Genomic DNA, 17093 nt, shown 5'->3' with positions numbered 1-17093 from the left:
CCGAGTTCGGTGCCTGGGTCAACTGACCCGTTTTATTGTTGGACGCTGACAAGCGTTGTACTGAGGAGTTTGCCCGTGGCGCGCATCGCAGGCGTGAATATCCCGACGCAAAAGCGTGTCGAGATTGCTTTGACATACATACATGGTATCGGCCGGACCACTTCCACGAAGCTCTGTGAAAGTGTTGGTATCCCGCGCGAACGCCGTGTGCACGAATTGACTGAAGATGAGGTTTCGCGCCTGCGCGAGGTCATCGACCGCGATCAGATGGTCGAAGGTGATCTGCGCCGCAAAGTGGCGATGGACATCAAGCGTCTTATGGATCTGGGCTGCTACCGGGGCCTGCGGCACCGTAAGGGCCTGCCGGTGCGTGGTCAGCGGACCCACACCAACGCTCGGACCCGCAAGGGCCCGGCGAAGGCAATTGCAGGTAAGAAGAAGTAATTTCGGGTCTGACCCGACAAGCCGGAGCGGCAATTAAATGGCTAAACAACCGACCCAGGGACGCGTCAAACGCCGCGAGCGGAAGAACATCACTTCCGGCATCGCGCATGTGAGTGCGTCCTTCAACAACACCATGATCACCATCACCGACGCCCAGGGCAATGCAATTTCCTGGTCTTCCGCCGGTACGATGGGCTTCAAGGGCTCCCGTAAGTCCACTCCGTACGCGGCGCAGGTCGCGGCCGAGGATGCAGGCAAGAAAGCCGCCGAGCATGGCATGAAGACCCTCGAAATCCAGGTCAGTGGCCCGGGTTCGGGGCGTGAATCCGCTCTGCGCGCACTGCAGGCCGTGGGCTTCGCCGTAACGTCAATTCGTGATGTCACGCCGATCCCGCACAATGGCTGCCGTCCGCCGAAGCGGCGCCGGGTTTAAGCTGTTAGGACGGCCTTGGCCGTCCGGCCGGTACAGCCCGTGGCCCCCGAAGCAAACGGTTTCGGGGCCGAAAGCATAAGTTAGAGGCCCGCGGGTCTCGTTAGCGATGAGGTCACTCCCGTGATTCAGAAGAACTGGCAAGCTCTAATCAAGCCGAACAAGCTCGATGTGCAACCGAGTTCCGATCCTGCACGCAAAGCGACGATCGTGGCCGAGCCGCTGGAACGTGGATTCGGTCTGACCCTCGGCAATGCGCTGCGCCGTATCCTGCTGTCGTCCCTCCAGGGCGCGGCCGTGACGGCCGTCCAGATCGACGGCGTGCTGCATGAATTCTCGTCCGTGCCGGGCGTCCGTGAGGACGTGACCGACATGGTCCTCAACATCAAGGCGATCGCGCTCAGGGCTCACAGCGAGGGCCCGCGTAAGATGCGCCTGAAGGCTGAGGGTCCGGGCGAGGTGAAGGCCGGCATGATCGAAGCCGGCTCGGACATTGAGATCATGAACCCGGATCTGGTGATCTGCACCCTCGATAACGGTGCCAGCCTGTCCATGGAGTTCACGGTCGAGACCGGCAAGGGCTATGTCCCGGCCAGCGCCAACCGTCCGGAAGACGCGCCGATCGGGTTGATCCCGGTGGATGCGATTTTCAGCCCGGTGCGTCAGGTCACCTACAAGGTCGACAATACCCGCGTCGGCCAGGTCACCGATTATGACAAGCTGTCCGTGACCGTCGAGACCGACGGCTCGCTGAGCCCGGAAGACTCGGTCGCTTATGCGGCGCGCATTCTTCAGGATCAGCTCCAGCTCTTCATCAACTTCGAAGAGCCGCAGCAGATTGTCGAGACCGAAGAGAAGGCAGAGCTGCCGTTCAACAAGAACCTGCTCCGCAAGGTCGACGAACTGGAACTGTCCGTCCGGTCGGCGAATTGCCTGAAGAACGACAACATCGTCTATATCGGCGATCTCGTTCAGAAGACAGAGCCGGAAATGCTCCGTACGCCGAATTTCGGCCGCAAGAGCCTCAACGAGATCAAGGAAGTTCTTGGTCAGATGGGGCTGGCGCTGGGCATGGATATCCCGAACTGGCCGCCGGACAACATTGAAGAGCTCGCCAAGCGGCTCGAAGAGCCGTTCTGATCGGCTGAGCGCAATAATAGGATATTGTTTGCGCCGTGAGGCGCTGACGAAGACGAAACTGGAGTTTTCGCGATGCGACATCGTTTTAAGGGCCGGCGTTTCAACCGGTCGTCGAGCCACCGCAAAGCCATGTTCAAGAACATGGCCAATGCGCTGATCAAGCACGAGCAGATCATCACCACCCTGCCGAAGGCGAAAGACCTGCGCAGCGTGGTCGAAAAGCTGATCACCCTCGGCAAGCGCCAGGATCTGCATGCGCGCCGTCAGGCGACCTCTGCGCTGCAGGATCCGATCATGGTCCGCAAGCTGTTCGACGTTCTGGCCGATCGCTACAAGGAACGTCAGGGCGGGTACACCCGCGTCCTGAAAGCCGGCTTCCGCTATGGCGACTCCGCACCGATGGCCGTGATCGAGTTTGTCGATCGCGACGAAGACGCCCGGGGCAAGGATTCCGGTCCGGTCCAGGTCGAGGAAGAAGAAGCGCTCGAAGGGGCGATGCCGGCCGCAATCTGATCGCGCCCATCGCTCCAGAGTTCAGAAAGGCGGCCGTATGGCCGCCTTTCTTGTTTTCAGCCGTGGGCGAGCGCCAGACGCGCTGAAGGCTGGCTTCGGTAATCTAGATCCCGTCGAGCGGGCTGAGACTGGCGGCGATGTCCCAGATCTCAGGATTTTCCGGCCAGGCGGCGATCAATGCCGCAAGCTCCTGGCAAAGCATGCTCGCATGCGCGTCTTCGTCGAGGGCATCCGCGGTCAGCAGCAGGTTGGCGCAGGCCTTTGCATGGACAATGGCGGTCTCCGGGTTTCCCGCCTCTTCGGCGGATGCGGCGAGGATGTCGTCATACAGATGACGTGCTTTTCCGATGGCACCATCCCGGCAGAAATCGGTCATCAGGTTGAAGGCGGCGAGCGTCGCCGTGCGCCGCAAGCCCGGGTCATTGGCCGCGCGCCCGTTCAGGTCGATGTAGATGGTTTCCGCCGCCGCGAGTTTCTCCTTGTCCCCGAACACGGTGACCAGGGCAAAGGCGGCATCGGCCAGCACGTTCTGCAGCGCTGTTTGCGGGGCCCGGCTGTCGGTAAAGGCCGCCAGATTGAAATAGAGGTCGACCGCTTTCTTCAAGGCGCCGGACTGGGCCAGGTGGGTGGCCAGATTGAAGCTGCCATTGGCCCGGCGCAGCATGGTTTCAGGCTGGCTGTTGGACACTTCCGCCAGGGCGCAGAGCGACCCGTGCAGATGCTGCGCCTCGCGGGTCCGGCCGGCGTCGCAATGGGTGGCGATCCGGTTTGCGATGGCCTTGGCCAGGGTTGACCGGAGCAGGCGGTCCGTCGGGTGGCGGGCGGCGATGGCCCGGATTTCCTCGAAGGCGGCGTCGGCCTCGGCGGTCTTGCCGTGGCGGGCATATTCGAGACTGAGCGTGACCGACAATTCGCAATAGCCGCGCCGCATGCCGGGGTCGTCCGGATGTCCCGTGGCATAGCGCTCAAGATGGGTGCGCACGTCGCGGATTGCCTTCAGTTCGCTGCGCCGGGCATGGCAGGCGGCCAGCCTGAGGGCCCCGCAAATCAGCCGGTCCCTGATGTCGGAGGACTCCCCGTGGTGGCAGGCGAGGGCGTACAGGGAATCGTAACAGGCGCGTGCGCGCTCGATCTCGTCATCGCTGTCACCGACAGAGCTGATCGCATCGGCGAGCTCTCCGGCTTTGGAAATCGTGGCTTTCCCGGCGTTCTGGGCGCCTGGCATTGACCTCTCCATTCCCGGTCCGGTAACGACAGTGCGACCCTTTTGCCCCATGCACCACCGACCCATATAGGATAGCGTACCCGCGACTTAATTTCGTGACAACAGACGGAAAAGCAACTGATGCGCCGCCCTGATTCTCCTCGGTTTTTCGCCTCGACATTGTTCCGCGGCCTGGGTTTCGCCGCACGGATGGCCTGCATAGGGGGGATTTTTCTCGCTTTTGTGAGTCCCGGAGCCGGGATGGCGCAAGCCGTCAAGCAGGTGCCGGGAACGCAGGCGGAGATCCAGTATTCCTTCGCCCCTCTCGTGCGCAAGGTCGGGCCGGCCGTGGTGAATATCTATGCCCGGGCCGAGGTGACCGAGCGGCGGGCGTCGCCGCTGTTCGACGATCCTTTCTTCCGCCGCTTCTTCGGCGACGTGTTTCCCGGCGAAACCCGCAAGCGGACGCAACAGTCCCTCGGGTCGGGTGTGATCATGCGCGAGGACGGTCTCGTGGTGACCAATTTCCATGTCATCAGGGGCGCGGACGAGATCACCGTGGTGCTGTCGGACCGGCGCGAGTTCGACGCCACGATCCTGCTGCAGGAGGAACGCACCGATCTGGCGGTGCTGAAGATCGACACGGCCGGCGAGAAGCTGCCGCATCTGGAGATGCGCGACAGCGACGAGCTGGAAGTCGGCGATCTCGTGCTCGCAATCGGCAACCCGTTCGGGGTCGGCCAAACGGTGACCAGCGGGATCGTCTCGGCCCTGGCCCGCACCGCGCTCGGCATCACCGACTACAGCTTCTTCATCCAGACGGACGCGGCCATCAATCCCGGCAATTCCGGCGGCGCGCTGATTTCCATGGATGGCCGTCTGGTCGGTGTGAACACGGCGATCTACAGCAACCAGAAGGGCGGCGGCGGATCGGTCGGGATCGGCTTTGCCGTGCCGTCCAACATGGTTCGGACCATCCTGGACGGGGCGGAGAAGGGCGATGTTGTGCGGCCCTGGATCGGTGTTTCCGGCCAGACCATGACCTCCGATCTCGCCGAGCAGTTCGGACTGCCCCGGCCGGTCGGTGTCGCGGTGACCGATGTCTATCCGGACGGCCCGGCAGCCGGTGCCGGGATCCGGATCGGAGACGTCATTCTGAAGGTGAGCGGCAGGGAAATCCTGGACGAACAGTCCCTGCGCTATCGCGTGGCAACCCGTCCGCTCGGCGGCGTGGCCCGGATCGAGATCCTGCGGGGCGGCGTGCACCAGACCGTCGACGTGCCGATGCGGGCGCCGCTGACCCGGCCGGAGCCGGATCTCCGGGACCTGCGCGGCCAGCATCCGATGGCGGGGGCTCAGGTGGCGAACCTGTCGCCTGCCTTTGCCCTGGAACACGGGCTCGACGACATGGCCCGCGGTGTCGTGGTGCTGAAAGTGGCGCGGCAATCGCCGGCCGCCCGGGTCGGCCTGCGCCCGGGGGATGTCGTGCTGAAGATCAACGACGACACGATCAGTCTTGTCTCGGAGCTCGCGCCGGCCCTGATGTCGGCCAAGAATGCCTGGCGGATCTCGATCCGTCGCGAAGGCCAGGTGCTGACGACAGAAATCAAGGGCTGACCGGTGGCCAGCCTGTTCGAAGCAGACGCACCGAGGCCGCTCGCGGACCGTCTGCGCCCGAAAGCGCTGGCCGATGTGGTCGGGCAGGATCACCTGCTCGGCCCGGAGGCGCCTCTCGGCCGCATGCTGGCACGCCAGCGGGTGGCCTCGATCCTGCTCTGGGGGCCGCCCGGCTGCGGCAAGACCACCATCGCCCGGCTGCTGGCGGATGGGACGGACATGGAGTTCGAGCCGCTCTCGGCGGTGTTCTCCGGCGTCGCCGATCTGCGCAAGGTGTTCGAGAAGGCGAAGGAGCGGCGTCAGATGGGGCGCGGCACGCTGCTCTTCATCGATGAGATCCACCGTTTCAACCGGGCCCAGCAGGACGGCTTCCTGCCCTATGTCGAGGACGGCACCGTGGTGCTGGTCGGGGCGACGACGGAGAACCCGTCCTTCGAACTGAACGCCGCCCTGCTGTCCCGGTGCCAGGTCATGGTGCTGCGCCGGCTCGACGATACCGCGCTGGACCTGCTGCTGACGCGGGCGGAGGAGATCGAGGGGCGCTCCCTGCCGCTGACCCCGGATGGCCGTGAGGCATTGAAGGCGATGGCGGACGGCGATGGCCGCTATCTGCTCAATCTTGCCGAGGAAGTGTTCCTGCTGCCGCCGGAGCCCCTGCTGGACGGCGCCGGGCTGGTCAAGACGGTGCAGCACCGGGCCCCGGTCTACGACAAGAACCGGGAAGAGCATTACAACCTGATCAGCGCCCTGCACAAATCCCTGCGCGGCTCGGACGCGGATGCGGCGCTGTACTGGCTGTCGCGGATGCTGGCCGGCGGCGAGGATGCGGGCTACATCATGCGCCGGCTGACCCGGTTCGCGTCGGAGGATATCGGCATGGCCGATCCGGCAGCGCTGCCCCAGGCGCTGGCCTGCTGGGATGCCTATGAGCGGATCGGCTCCCCGGAGGGAGACCTGATGCTGGCGCAATGCGTGATCTATCTCGCCACCGCGCCGAAATCCAATGCCGCCTACAAGGCCGCGGGTGCGGCCAAGCGCGCGGCCAAGGCCACCGGTTCCCTGGCGCCGCCGGCGCATATCCTGAACGCGCCGACCTCTCTGATGAAGGATCTCGGCTACGGCAAGGGCTATGCCTACGACCACGACGCGCCGGACGGATTCAGCGGCGCGGACTATTTCCCGGAAGACATGCGCCGGGAGCAATTCTACCGCCCGGTCGAGCGCGGCTTCGAGCGGGATATCCAGAAGCGTCTGGCCTATTGGGACAAGCTGCGCCGCCAGCGCGCGGCCGGCGCGCCGGACGGTGAGGGCTGATCCCGGCTTCGACCTTTTCCTCGGCATCGACTGGTCCGGGGCGAAGGGCGGCCGCACCAAAGGCATTCAGGTTGCAGCAGCCGGACCGGGTGAGGTCCTGCCACGTCTGATCGCCAACCCGTACCGGGCACACGGCATCTGGTCGCGGCCCGACGTGCTGGCCTATCTGATTGCCGAGATCGACAGGGGGCGCCGGGTGCTGGCTGGGTTTGATTTCGCCTTCTGTTACGCCTTTGAGGACGAGGGGGCGTACTTCCCCGGGCTGCCGGGTGGTCCGCACGCTCCGGAGGCCGTCTGGGCGCTTGTGGAGCTGGCGGGGCAGGATGACCCCGAACTATACGGCGCAGCCCTCTACAAGCGCGCGGACCTGCCCTACAGGGATTATTTCATGGCACCGGGCTGGCGCGGGGAGAAATATCGCTATCGGCAGAGACTGGCGGAACAGGCCGCGGCTTTCGTGACCACGCCGCATCCGGTGTTCAAATGCATCGGCGCGGCCAATGTCGGTACCGGCTCGCTCGCCGGAATGCGGCTGCTGCACCGACTGCGCGGGCGCGATCGCGATATCCGTATCTGGCCGTTCGATCCGGCGCCAGGCGGTGAGTTGACCGTCGTCGAGATCTTTCCCCGGCTTTACTACAAGCTGGCCGGTGGAAATCCGCGGGCCTGGGGCGACCGTCACAATCTCGGCGCCGTGTGCCGCCATTTCGGCGTCAGCTTCGGGGAAATTCCGGCAATTCGAACGGAAGACGAGGCGGACGCGCTGATTTCCGCCACCGCGCTGCGGGCACTTGCGGCCGATTCCGCGCTCTGGCGCCAGGCACGCAGGGCTGGTGCCGCCAAGGAAGGCTGGATATTCGGCGCCGTATAAGCTAGCAAGCGCGCATGAACATGCTCCTTGCCATCGCATGTGGCGGAGCGCTTGGCGCGCTCGCACGCCATAAAGTCGATTCTGTTGCCATGCATCTGTTTGGCGGCGGATTCCCTTATGGCACGACCATTGTGAATATCGCCGGCTCTTTCCTGCTCGGCCTGCTCGCGGGTGGGCTGGCCTTGAAGTTCAGTCTGCCATTGGAAGGGCGCGCCTTCCTGGTGGTCGGTTTCTGCGGCGCCTTCACCACTTTCTCCGCTTTCGCCCTCGACGTCGCAATCCTGACGGAGCGCGGCAATCTGATGCTTGCCGGCGTCTATGTCGCGCTGTCGGTGGCGGGTGCCATTCTTGCCATGTTCGGCGGTCTTGCCGTTATGAGAGGACTCTTCGCATGAGCGGGGTTCAGACAGTTCAGGTACAGGGCGACGATGCGGATATGCGCGTCGATCGCTGGTTCAAGAAACATTATCCCGGCCTCGGCCATGGCCGGCTTGAGAAGCTGCTGCGCACCGGCCAGGTCCGGGTCGACGGCAAGCGGGTGAAGGCGAACCAGCGCCTCGAAGCGGGCCAGTATCTGCGCCTGCCGCCGCTCGGCGAGAAGGAAACCAGCCCGCCGACAGCCGACAGCCGGCCCGGCAGGGAGCCCCGGATCGACGAGGCCCTGCTGGAGGAGATGCGCGAGCGGGTGCTGTTCATGGATGACGACGTCATCGTGCTGGACAAGCCGGCCGGCATCGCCACCCAGGGCGGGACCGGGCAGAAGGTGCATATCGACGGCATGCTGGACGGCCTGCGCTTCGGCCGCTCCGAACGGCCGAAGCTGGTGCACCGGCTCGACAAGGACACCTCCGGCATCCTGCTGATCGCCCGTTCGACGGCGGCGGCCCGCTGGCTGACGGCGGCGTTCAGGGAGAAGACCACGCGCAAGATCTACTGGGCGCTGGTGCTTGGCGAGGTGAAGCCGAAAGCGGCCCGGATCGACCTTCCCATCGCCAAGCTGCCCGGCAAGGTCGGGGAGAAGATGGTGGTGGATAACGAGACTGGGCAAAAGGCCCAGACGGATTACGAGGTGGTCGAGCAGCTCGGCAAACGCGTTGCCTGGGTGGCGCTGAGCCCGATTACAGGCCGCACCCACCAGCTCCGCGTGCACATGATGGAACGGCGGGCGCCGATCGTCGGGGACGGCAAGTATGGCGGCGCCGAAGCCTTCCTGGTGGCCGAGGGCCTGTCCCGCAAGCTGCATCTGCATGCCCGGGAAGTGGAAGTGAAACGGCCGAACGGCACCCTGCTCAAGGTCACCGCTCCCCTGCCGGATCACATGATGAAGGCCTGGGAGTTCTTCGGGTTCGACCCCGAAGGCGGCGGTGACGCGCTGCGCGCGGGACGCTAGATGCCGGCAACAGACCCGCTGCGGCTGGTTGTTTTCGACATGGACGGTACCCTGATCGACAGCCAGCACCATATTATAGCCTCAATGACGCGCTCTTTTACCGCGAACGGGTTTGCCGCGCCGGATCCCGCCGCGGTGCGGAGCGGTGTCGGTCTGCCGCTCGAGGTCATCATCCGGTCGCTGTTGCCGGAGGTTTCGGCGGCTCAGTGCGCCCAGCTGGTGCGGGATTACCGCGGTGATCACCGGGCGACACTCGACCGCGGCGAACGGCACGAACCGCTGATGCCGGGCGCGCGGGACGTGGTCGAGCGGCTGGACGCTGCGGGATATCTGATCGCTCTGGCGACCGGCAAGGGAACCAGAGGCGCGCGGCACGCGTTAGAGGTTCATGGGCTGATTGATCGTTTCGTCAGTATTCAGACCGCGGATACAGCGCCGGGAAAACCGCATCCCGGCATGCTGATCCAGGCAATGGATGAGGCTGGTGTCGAGGCATCTGCCACAATCATGGTCGGCGATACGGTTTACGATCTGGAACTGGCGCGGAACGCGTCGGTGGCGTCGGTTGCCGTGACCTGGGGGTATCACGATCGTGAGGACCTCAGATCCTACGGCGCGGGCGCGATTATTGATCATTTCGATGATCTGGATGCAGAGGTCGAGCGGCTCCTCGCACCCGGATAGGAGCAGCGCAATGCGCATTCTGAAGATCTCTCTGCTGGCCTTTGTCGCGGCTGTTCTCGTGCTGACGGGCGCTGCGGCGCTGTATCTGGCGTCTCTCGACGAAGAGGACGTGAAGCAGATCGTCGCGGAGCAGGTTCAGAAGGCGACAGGCCGCACGCTGACCATTGCCGGACCGCTGACCTACGAGCTGTCCTGGAAACCGAGAATCAGGGTGGAGGAGGTCCGCTTCCAGAATCCTGGCTGGGCAAGCGAGCCGGATATGGCATCGATCGGGGCCCTGGAAGTCGATCTCGATCTCAACCGGGTGTTCGACGGCATCGTGATCGTCGAGAGCCTGTTCCTCGAACATGCCAAGCTGAACCTGCAGCGCGAGGCCGATGGCCGGGCGAACTGGCTGTTCGATACCGACATGACTGGCGACGACAGGGATGATGAGTCCGGACCGTCCCACGGCGGCATCTTCCCGATCATCGAAAGCGTTACCCTGATCGACGTCGCCGTGACCTACAGCGACAAGCTCGAGGGACAGGAGCATCGCGTCGATATCGATTCCATCGATCTGGACGCGCCTGACTTCGAAAATCCGGTCGAGGCCATCGTGAAGATGTCCGTCAACGGCAAGCGCATCGATGTCGCCGGAACCCTGCCGCCCGCCGTGGCGCTCGGCGATGCCACGGCGCCGCAGCCTTTCGATATCAGCGGCGAGGCCATGGGCCAGCCGTTCCGTGTCGCCGGCAAGCTGTTGTTCGCCTATGAAGACGGCGTACCGGCCAATATCGCGGTTCAGGGACTTGAGGCCCGGCTGTTTTCCTCGGATATCGCGGGCGATCTGAAGCTCGATACCGGCGGCCGTATCCCGAACCTTTCCGGCAAGCTGAAATCCGACCTTATCGACCTGCGCCCGCTCGAGGCGCTTGCAAGACCAAGCAAGGGTGTCAAAAACCCCGACAGCAGCAAGGATTCGGCAGGTCTCCGGGACATTCTGGACGACCGGATTCCGACTGACTGGCTGGATCTGGCCGAAATCGACCTGTCGATAAATGTGAAGGCGCTGAAATCGAGCAGCGTGGAAGCCTCGGACATCGCGCTGACCGTCGCCATGAAGGACGGCAAGCTTTCGATCTCGCCGTTCTGGGCGGTGTATGCCGGCTCGCCGATCAAGCTGCAGGCGGAGGTGGAAAGGGACGGACGCGATCTCAAGGCAGAACTGGACCTTGCGATTGCGGGCGCCGACTTTGACAGGCTTGCCGGCACGGCGATTGATACCTCCGGTCTTGAGGCCGGCGGCGATCTCAGCGTGACCGTGAAAACGGCGGGCAAGACGGTGGGCGAACTGATGGCGGGCGCCACCGTCAATGCCAGGGCCGCCCTGCCGCTAATCCGGTATCTGGACCCGGCCGGTCCGGCCGCGGGCCTCGATTTCTCGGTCTCCAAGCTCGATATCCAGATAGATGCCAGCGGCACCGATCCCGAAGCCGTGCTGAAGCTGGTGGAGAATGTGGCGGATATCGGTCTCGATACACCGCTCAAGAATATCGTTCTGAAAGGAATTTCGGGCGAGGCCCACATCCGGGCGGCCGAGGTCACGACAGCGCAGGACAAGGTGCAGAACCTTGATATCTCGGTCAGTCTGCAGGACGAGGTGCTGGCGCTTTCCATCCCGGAGATGATGCTGGCAAAGGCGAAGCTGTCGGCCTCCGCACGGGTTGAGCCGGCCGGCCTGCGCACCAGGATTTCCTCGCGCGTGCTCTGGAAGGGCATTGATGTCGGCGTGGCGGCGGACCGCCTCGGGATTGACGGCAGGGCGTCCGGGCGGGCGGATATCGATGTCGATCTCTCCGGCCAGGGCCGGACGATCGCGTCCATGCTGTCTTCCATCGACGGCAACTTCGGCATCCAGATGGCAAAGGTGCGCTTCGATGCCGCCGGCGCCGGCCCGGATGAGCGCGTGGAAATCGACAGCCTGTCTCTCACGGCCGAGTCCATGTCGAACCCGATCTCCGGGAAAATCGCCGGGCGCTTCGGCGACAAGGAACTCGACATTGCCGGCCAGTTCCCGTCGATCAAGGCACTGGTGGAGAAGGAACAGGCCCTGCCGTTCGATTTCAACGGCATGGCCGCCGGGGAAAAGGTCGCGGTCAAGGGGCTGCTCACCCTGGTTCAGGCCGATGACCGCTTCACCAGCTTCAAGCTGTCCGACCTGGACGCCCGTATCGGCAAGTCCGATCTGACCGGCTCGATCAAGCTCAGCATGGAAGGCGAGCGGCCGAAAGGAACGGTCGATCTTGCCAGCACATATCTCGATCTCGAGCCCTATCTCGATGATGGCGATACGGCGGCGCCCGCCGATCCGGCCAAGAAGGTCAAGGCCGACGCGCCGTCCGACGAGGCGCTGGACAGGCCGTTCGCGCTGGAGGCGCTGGATAGCGCCGACGGAACACTGAATCTCACCGCAGGCGAACTGCGCCTTCCGGGTCTGGTGGTTACGAACCTGAAGCTTAATGCGGCCCTGCAGGACAAGGTGCTTTCCGTCTACCCGTCGGAAGGCATCTTCAACGAGGGCCTGGTGAAGCTCGAGGCCAAGGTCGACGGCAGCAGGATGCCGCTGACCGACTTCACGCTGGACAGCACCTGGACCGGCGCGCATTTCGGCAACCTTCTCCGGAAATATTTCGAGACGGACATCTTCCGCGGTTACGGCAGTACGTCCGCCACGCTGACAGCCAGCGGCAGCACCCCGCGCGAGGCGATGGATACGGTGAACGGGCATGTTGCGCTCTACGTGACAGAGGGCACCATCACGAACACCTATTGGGAGCTGATCGCGGCGGATCTGGTGACCAGTCTGCTGCCGTCCATCGGCAAGACGGCGGACAAGGAAGCCAAGCTGAACTGCATGGCGACCCGCTTCGACATCACTGACGGCATGGCCAAGTCGACCGTCTTTCTGGTCGACAGTGCCCGGGTCACTGTTGGCGGTGCGGGCACTGTCGATCTGCGGGATGAGAAGGTCGATTTCCTGCTGCAGCCGAAACCCAAGGACTTCGCTTTCCTCAGCCTGGCGACACCGATCCGGATCTCCGGTCCGCTGGCAGACCCGTCCTTCCGGCCCGATGCGGCCGGTGCGGCCAAATCCATCGTTCTCGGTGTCGGTGCGGTGGCCCTGACGGCGGTTAATCCGCTGGCGCTGGTGCTGCCCCTGATGTCCTCCGGCGAGACGGAAGATCCTTGCCCGGCGGCGCTCGCGCTGGCAGAAGGCAAGAGCCCCGAGGAAGCGGCGGCGATCGGCAAGGCGGCGAACAAGAACACCAGCGCGACAGGCAGCGCGGTCGATACCGGCAAGGACGTTCTGAAATTGCCCGGCAAGGCGGTCGACGGTCTGTTTGGCGGGATCAAGAAAATCTTGGAGTGAGTGCGTGAAACGGTTCTACAAGGCGGCTTCCGTGGCGGCGGCGGAAGACGGTTATCAGGTCTTGCTGGACGACCGCCCGGTCCGTACTCCGGCGAAAGCGCCGCTGCTGCTGCCGCGGGAAGATCTGGCGGCGGAAATCGCCACCGAATGGAATGCCCAGGACGAGAAAATCGTCCCGGCTTCCATGCCCTTCATGTCTCTGGCCTCGACCGGGATCGACCGGGTGACGCCGCAGCGCGATGCCGTGATAGACCAGATCGTCGCCTATGGCGGCTCCGACCTGGTCTGCTATCGGGCGCAGGATCCGGATGATCTGGTGGTCCGGCAGGTGAAGTCCTGGCAGCCGTTGCTTGACTGGTGCCGGGAACGATTCGGCGCCGAACTCGCGGTCACCGCCGGGATCATGCCCCTGACCCAGAGCGCGGACTCCCTTGCCGCGTTGCGCGCCGGGATCGCCGATCACAATGACCTGGTGCTTTCCGGGCTCTATCAGCTGACCACCGGTTTCGGCTCGTTCGTCATTGCGCTGGCTGTCCTGGAAGGCCGGATCGAGGCCGAGAAAGGCATCGAATACGCGCTGCTGGACGAGCTGTTCCAGGCCGAGCGCTGGGGCGAGGACTGGGAAGCGCTCGAGCGCCGCAAGGCGATGGCGGCGGACATGACGAACGCCGCCCGTTTCATATCCTTCTGCCGGGTTTGACGCGCCGCGCGGGCTGCGCCTATCGTGGCGCGTTCAAGGGAGATCAGGTGCATGCAGGAAATCATTCAGCGGCTCGGTGAAATGCGCGACGGCGCGCGTGCGGGCGGTGGCGAGAAACGGGTCGCGGCGCAGCATGCCAAGGGCAAGCTGACAGCGCGGGAACGGATCGAGGTGCTGCTCGACGAGGGATCGTTCGAGGAATGGGACATGTTCGTCGAGCATCGCTGCACCGATTTCGGCATGGCCGAGAACAAGGTGCCGGGCGACGGCGTTGTCACCGGATACGGCACCGTGAACGGCCGGATGATCTTCGTTTTCAGCCAGGATTTCACCGTCTTCGGCGGCTCCCTCTCGGAAGCCCATGCGGAGAAGATCTGCAAGCTGATGGATCAGGCCATGAAGGTCGGCGCGCCGGTCATTGGCCTGAATGACAGCGGCGGCGCCCGTATCCAGGAAGGCGTTGCCTCCCTCGGCGGTTATGCCGAGGTGTTCCAGCGCAACGTTCTGGCCTCCGGCGTGGTGCCGCAGATCTCCATGATCATGGGCCCGTGCGCGGGCGGGGCGGTCTATTCCCCGGCCATGACCGACTTCATCTTCATGGTGAAGGACAGCTCCTACATGTTCGTCACCGGCCCGGATGTGGTGAAGACCGTGACGCATGAAACCGTCACCCAGGAAGAGCTGGGCGGCGCGGTCACCCATTCCACCAAGTCCGGCGTTGCCGACATGGCGTTCGAGAACGATGTCGAGGCGCTGCTGCAGCTCCGCCGCTTCATCGATTTCCTGCCGTTGAACAACCGGGAAAAGCCGCCGGTACGGCCGACCGCCGATACCATGGACCGGCCGGAAATCTCGCTCGATACGCTGATCCCGGCCAACCCGAACAAGCCCTATGACATGAAGGAGCTGATCGAGAAGGTCGTCGACGAGGGCGATTTCTTCGAGATCCAGCCGAATTATGCCGGCAACATCCTGGTCGGTTTCGCCCGGATGATGGGCTCGACGGTGGGTATCGTCGCCAACCAGCCGATGGTGCTGGCCGGTTGCCTCGATATCGAAAGCTCGAAGAAGGCGGCGCGCTTCGTCCGCTTCTGCGACTGCTTCAATATTCCGATCGTCACCTTCGTCGACGTACCGGGCTTCCTGCCGGGCACCTCGCAGGAATTCAACGGCATCATCAAGCACGGCGCCAAGCTGCTCTATGCCTATGCCGAAGCCACGGTGCCGAAGATCACGGTCATCACCCGCAAGGCCTATGGCGGCGCCTATGACGTGATGAGCTCGAAGCATCTGCGCGGCGATCTGAACTTCGCCTGGCCGACGGCGGAAATCGCCGTGATGGGGCCGAAGGGCGCGGTGGAGATCATCTTCCGGGGCGATCTCGGCGATGAGGCGAAGATCGCCGAACGGACCGAGGAATACAGGCAGAAATTCGCCAATCCCTTCGTGGCCGGCGCGCGCGGCTATATCGACGATGTCATCCTGCCGCACAACACGCGGCGGCGGATCTGCCGGGGCCTGTCGATGCTGAAGAACAAGCAGCTCGAAAATCCCTGGAAGAAACACGACAATATCCCTCTCTGACCTTTAACTCTGACGGCAGGCGGCAAGATGCGTGTGATCTATACGGACGGGCATGCGGTGCACGCCCCGAAACGCTTCATAACGCGGGGCGCCATCGTGCAGAGCCCGGAGAAGCCGGAGCGGGCGGAAATCCTGTTCAGGGCGGCACAGGCAGCCGGGCACAGCCTGATCCCGGCCGGCACGTACGGTGCCGGACCGGCGGCGCGGGTGCACGATGCCGGTTACCTGGATTTTCTCGAGAATGCCTGGTCGCGCTGGTGCGCCTTGCCGGACCATGCGGACGAGATCGTCCCGAACGTGCATTCCGGCCGCAACATGTCGGCCCGGCCGCGGCATATCGTGGCCCAGTCCGGCCATTATCAGGCGGACACGGCCTGCCCGATCGGGGCCGGTACCTGGGAAGGGGCGCTGGCCTCGTCCGATGTCGCGGTGACGGCGGCCGATCTGCTGGCGGACGATATCGATGGCGGCGACCGGGGCGCCTATCTCTACGCCCTGTGCCGGCCGCCGGGCCACCATGCCTATGCCGACCAGGCCGGCGGTTTCTGTTTCCTGAACAATTCAGCCATCGCCGCCCAGCACCTGCGCGACCGGGGCGCGGAAAGGGTCGCGATCCTCGATGTGGACGTGCATCACGGCAACGGCACGCAGGGCATCTTCTATGAACGCGGCGATGTACTGACGGTGTCCCTGCACGGCGATCCGGCGACCTATTATCCGTTCTTCACCGGTTTCGCCAACGAGAGGGGCACGGGCGCGGGGGCCGGTTGCAACCGCAACTTCCCGCTGGAGCAGGGCACCGGCGACAACACCTATATGGGAATCCTCGGCGCCGCGCTGGAAGTCGTGACCAGCTTCAAGCCGGACGCGCTGGTCGTCGCCCTCGGGCTGGACGCCTCGGAGGCCGACCCGCTGGCCTTCTGCAAGATCACCACGGACGGTTTCCGCCGCATGGGCCGGACCATCTCGGAGACCGGCCTGCCAAGCCTGCTGGTTCAGGAAGGCGGCTATATCTCCGACCAGCTCGGGGACAATCTGGCGTCGTTTCTGGCCGGATTTCAGCGTGTCCGGGCCTAGGACATCGGCGCCGCCTTGATTTCCCGCAGCAGCTTGCGCCGGATCGCCGCGATGTAATCCTCGTAATTCGCGGCGGTGATGACGAAGGCGCCGGGACCGGTGATGACGTATTCCTCGAAATAGCCGCCGAGATCCAGCACCTGGTTCTGGATCGCCAGGCCGTTGACCGTGACCCGGGCATCGGTGGCGATCTGCCGGCCCTCCCGCATGGTCCGGCCGGAATTGTTGAAGCCGTCGCCCGAGATATCGATCACCTGGCGCTGGCCGGCGAAGCCGTTCGCGGTGAACAGCGGGACGGCATAGGCAATGGCGGCCGAGATCGAGGTGGCGCCGGTCTCCACCACGCGGGCCGAGGAGGCGATATCCGCGGCGAAGGCTTCGGCGCTTTCCGGACCGTCGATCAGGCGCCAGGGAATGTTCACCGCCTGCCGGTCGGCACTCGACCATTCGACCAGGGTCACGGCGATGGCCTGGAACGCGCCGTTCCTGATGGCCTGCTGCACGTCCGGATCGTTGAAGGCGAGGGCGAGGCCGCGCAGCTGCAGATCGAACTCGTTGCGGTCGACGCTGGCGGAGGAATCGATGGCCAGCACCAGTTCGACATCGACCGGATATTCGGTCTGGGCAAGGGAAGACGGCGCGGCGGAGAAAAGCAGCAAACCCAGAACCGTTTTCAGAAATTTCAAACCATCACCCTGATCGCCGCGTTCGAA

At 64.2% G+C, this 17093-nt stretch carries 16 protein-coding genes; 14 read left to right on the top strand and 2 right to left on the bottom strand.

What is annotated here, in order from left to right; genetic code table 11:
- The first annotated feature begins 75 nt into the window (after positions 1 to 75).
- From rpsM to rplQ, 4 genes are all read left to right on the top strand, one after another.
- Positions 76 to 444, top strand: coding sequence for a 30S ribosomal protein S13 (gene rpsM, locus RH950_RS08895; protein ID WP_350055820.1), 369 nt, complete (start codon positions 76 to 78; stop codon positions 442 to 444).
- A gap of 37 nt (positions 445 to 481) precedes the next feature.
- The gene (gene rpsK / locus RH950_RS08890) at positions 482 to 877 is read left to right on the top strand and encodes a 30S ribosomal protein S11 (RefSeq protein ID WP_350055818.1); all 396 of its coding nucleotides are present in this window, start codon (positions 482 to 484) and stop codon (positions 875 to 877) included.
- A gap of 120 nt (positions 878 to 997) precedes the next feature.
- Positions 998 to 2014, top strand: a complete 1017-nt coding sequence (locus RH950_RS08885) for a DNA-directed RNA polymerase subunit alpha (protein ID WP_350055816.1) — start codon at positions 998 to 1000, stop codon at positions 2012 to 2014.
- Positions 2015 to 2086: 72 nt separating this feature from the next.
- Positions 2087 to 2527: a 50S ribosomal protein L17 gene (gene rplQ, locus RH950_RS08880; protein ID WP_350055814.1), complete on the top strand. Its 441-nt coding sequence runs from the start codon at positions 2087 to 2089 to the stop codon at positions 2525 to 2527.
- A gap of 103 nt (positions 2528 to 2630) precedes the next feature.
- On the opposite strand, the gene RH950_RS08875 is transcribed toward rplQ, so the two are convergent.
- On the bottom strand, positions 2631 to 3752 hold the full coding sequence (locus tag RH950_RS08875; protein ID WP_350055812.1) for a hypothetical protein: 1122 nt from the start codon (positions 3750 to 3752) through the stop codon (positions 2631 to 2633).
- 240 nt (positions 3753 to 3992) lie between these two features.
- Here RH950_RS08875 and RH950_RS08870 point away from each other — a divergent pair, with 240 nt between their 5' ends.
- From RH950_RS08870 to RH950_RS08825, 10 genes are read left to right on the top strand one after another with little or no spacing between them, the layout of a single operon-like run.
- Complete coding sequence (locus RH950_RS08870; protein ID WP_350055810.1) at positions 3993 to 5348, top strand: Do family serine endopeptidase; 1356 nt, start codon at positions 3993 to 3995, stop codon at positions 5346 to 5348.
- A gap of 3 nt (positions 5349 to 5351) precedes the next feature.
- A complete protein-coding gene (locus tag RH950_RS08865; protein ID WP_350055808.1) occupies positions 5352 to 6662 on the top strand; it encodes a replication-associated recombination protein A in 1311 nt (436 codons plus the stop codon).
- Complete coding sequence (locus RH950_RS08860; protein ID WP_350055806.1) at positions 6652 to 7533, top strand: hypothetical protein; 882 nt, start codon at positions 6652 to 6654, stop codon at positions 7531 to 7533. The genes RH950_RS08865 and RH950_RS08860 overlap by 11 nt, the downstream gene beginning before the upstream one ends.
- A gap of 14 nt (positions 7534 to 7547) precedes the next feature.
- Positions 7548 to 7928: a fluoride efflux transporter CrcB gene (gene crcB, locus RH950_RS08855; RefSeq protein WP_350055804.1), complete on the top strand. Its 381-nt coding sequence runs from the start codon at positions 7548 to 7550 to the stop codon at positions 7926 to 7928.
- Positions 7925 to 8923: an RluA family pseudouridine synthase gene (locus RH950_RS08850; protein ID WP_350055802.1), complete on the top strand. Its 999-nt coding sequence runs from the start codon at positions 7925 to 7927 to the stop codon at positions 8921 to 8923. Before crcB ends, RH950_RS08850 begins: the two co-directional genes overlap by 4 nt.
- Positions 8924 to 9607, top strand: a complete 684-nt coding sequence (locus tag RH950_RS08845; RefSeq protein ID WP_350055800.1) for an HAD-IA family hydrolase — start codon at positions 8924 to 8926, stop codon at positions 9605 to 9607.
- Positions 9608 to 9617: 10 nt separating this feature from the next.
- Positions 9618 to 13019 (top strand): AsmA family protein, encoded by a 3402-nt coding sequence (locus RH950_RS08840; RefSeq protein ID WP_350055798.1) that lies wholly within the window; start codon positions 9618 to 9620, stop codon positions 13017 to 13019.
- Between the two features lie 4 nt (positions 13020 to 13023).
- On the top strand, positions 13024 to 13719 hold the full coding sequence (locus RH950_RS08835) for an ATP12 family chaperone protein (protein WP_350055796.1): 696 nt from the start codon (positions 13024 to 13026) through the stop codon (positions 13717 to 13719).
- A 51-nt stretch (positions 13720 to 13770) separates the two neighbouring features.
- Positions 13771 to 15303 carry an acyl-CoA carboxylase subunit beta gene (locus tag RH950_RS08830; protein ID WP_350055794.1) on the top strand — a complete coding sequence of 511 codons (1533 nt, stop codon included), beginning with the start codon at positions 13771 to 13773 and terminating at the stop codon, positions 15301 to 15303.
- Positions 15304 to 15330: 27 nt separating this feature from the next.
- Positions 15331 to 16380 (top strand): histone deacetylase family protein, encoded by a 1050-nt coding sequence (locus RH950_RS08825; protein WP_350055792.1) that lies wholly within the window; start codon positions 15331 to 15333, stop codon positions 16378 to 16380.
- On the opposite strand, the gene RH950_RS08820 is transcribed toward RH950_RS08825, so the two are convergent.
- Positions 16377 to 17066, bottom strand: coding sequence for a DUF1194 domain-containing protein (locus RH950_RS08820; protein ID WP_350055790.1), 690 nt, complete (start codon positions 17064 to 17066; stop codon positions 16377 to 16379). The genes RH950_RS08825 and RH950_RS08820 overlap by 4 nt on opposite strands.
- Between the last annotated feature and the right edge of the window lie 27 nt (positions 17067 to 17093).

Origin of the sequence: Nisaea sp. (assembly GCF_040217065.1) — a bacterium.
GTDB lineage: Bacteria > Pseudomonadota > Alphaproteobacteria > Thalassobaculales > Thalassobaculaceae > Nisaea.
Note: the sequence above shows the minus strand (reverse complement) of the source record. Positions and strands in the feature narration are given on the sequence as shown.

What these genes read in the sequence shown, in the direction of transcription:
- rpsK (WP_350055818.1), top strand. Translation starts at nt 482, where the DNA reads ATGGCTAAACAACCGACCCAGGGACGCGTCAAACGCCGCGAGCGGAAG.
- rplQ (WP_350055814.1), top strand. Translation starts at nt 2,087, where the DNA reads ATGCGACATCGTTTTAAGGGCCGGCGTTTCAACCGGTCGTCGAGCCAC.
- RH950_RS08875 (WP_350055812.1), bottom strand. Translation starts at nt 3,752, where the DNA reads ATGCCAGGCGCCCAGAACGCCGGGAAAGCCACGATTTCCAAAGCCGGA.
- RH950_RS08870 (WP_350055810.1), top strand. Translation starts at nt 3,993, where the DNA reads ATGGCGCAAGCCGTCAAGCAGGTGCCGGGAACGCAGGCGGAGATCCAG.
- crcB (WP_350055804.1), top strand. Translation starts at nt 7,548, where the DNA reads ATGAACATGCTCCTTGCCATCGCATGTGGCGGAGCGCTTGGCGCGCTC.
- RH950_RS08850 (WP_350055802.1), top strand. Translation starts at nt 7,925, where the DNA reads ATGAGCGGGGTTCAGACAGTTCAGGTACAGGGCGACGATGCGGATATG.
- RH950_RS08845 (WP_350055800.1), top strand. Translation starts at nt 8,924, where the DNA reads ATGCCGGCAACAGACCCGCTGCGGCTGGTTGTTTTCGACATGGACGGT.
- RH950_RS08840 (WP_350055798.1), top strand. Translation starts at nt 9,618, where the DNA reads ATGCGCATTCTGAAGATCTCTCTGCTGGCCTTTGTCGCGGCTGTTCTC.
- RH950_RS08830 (WP_350055794.1), top strand. Translation starts at nt 13,771, where the DNA reads ATGCAGGAAATCATTCAGCGGCTCGGTGAAATGCGCGACGGCGCGCGT.
- RH950_RS08825 (WP_350055792.1), top strand. Translation starts at nt 15,331, where the DNA reads ATGCGTGTGATCTATACGGACGGGCATGCGGTGCACGCCCCGAAACGC.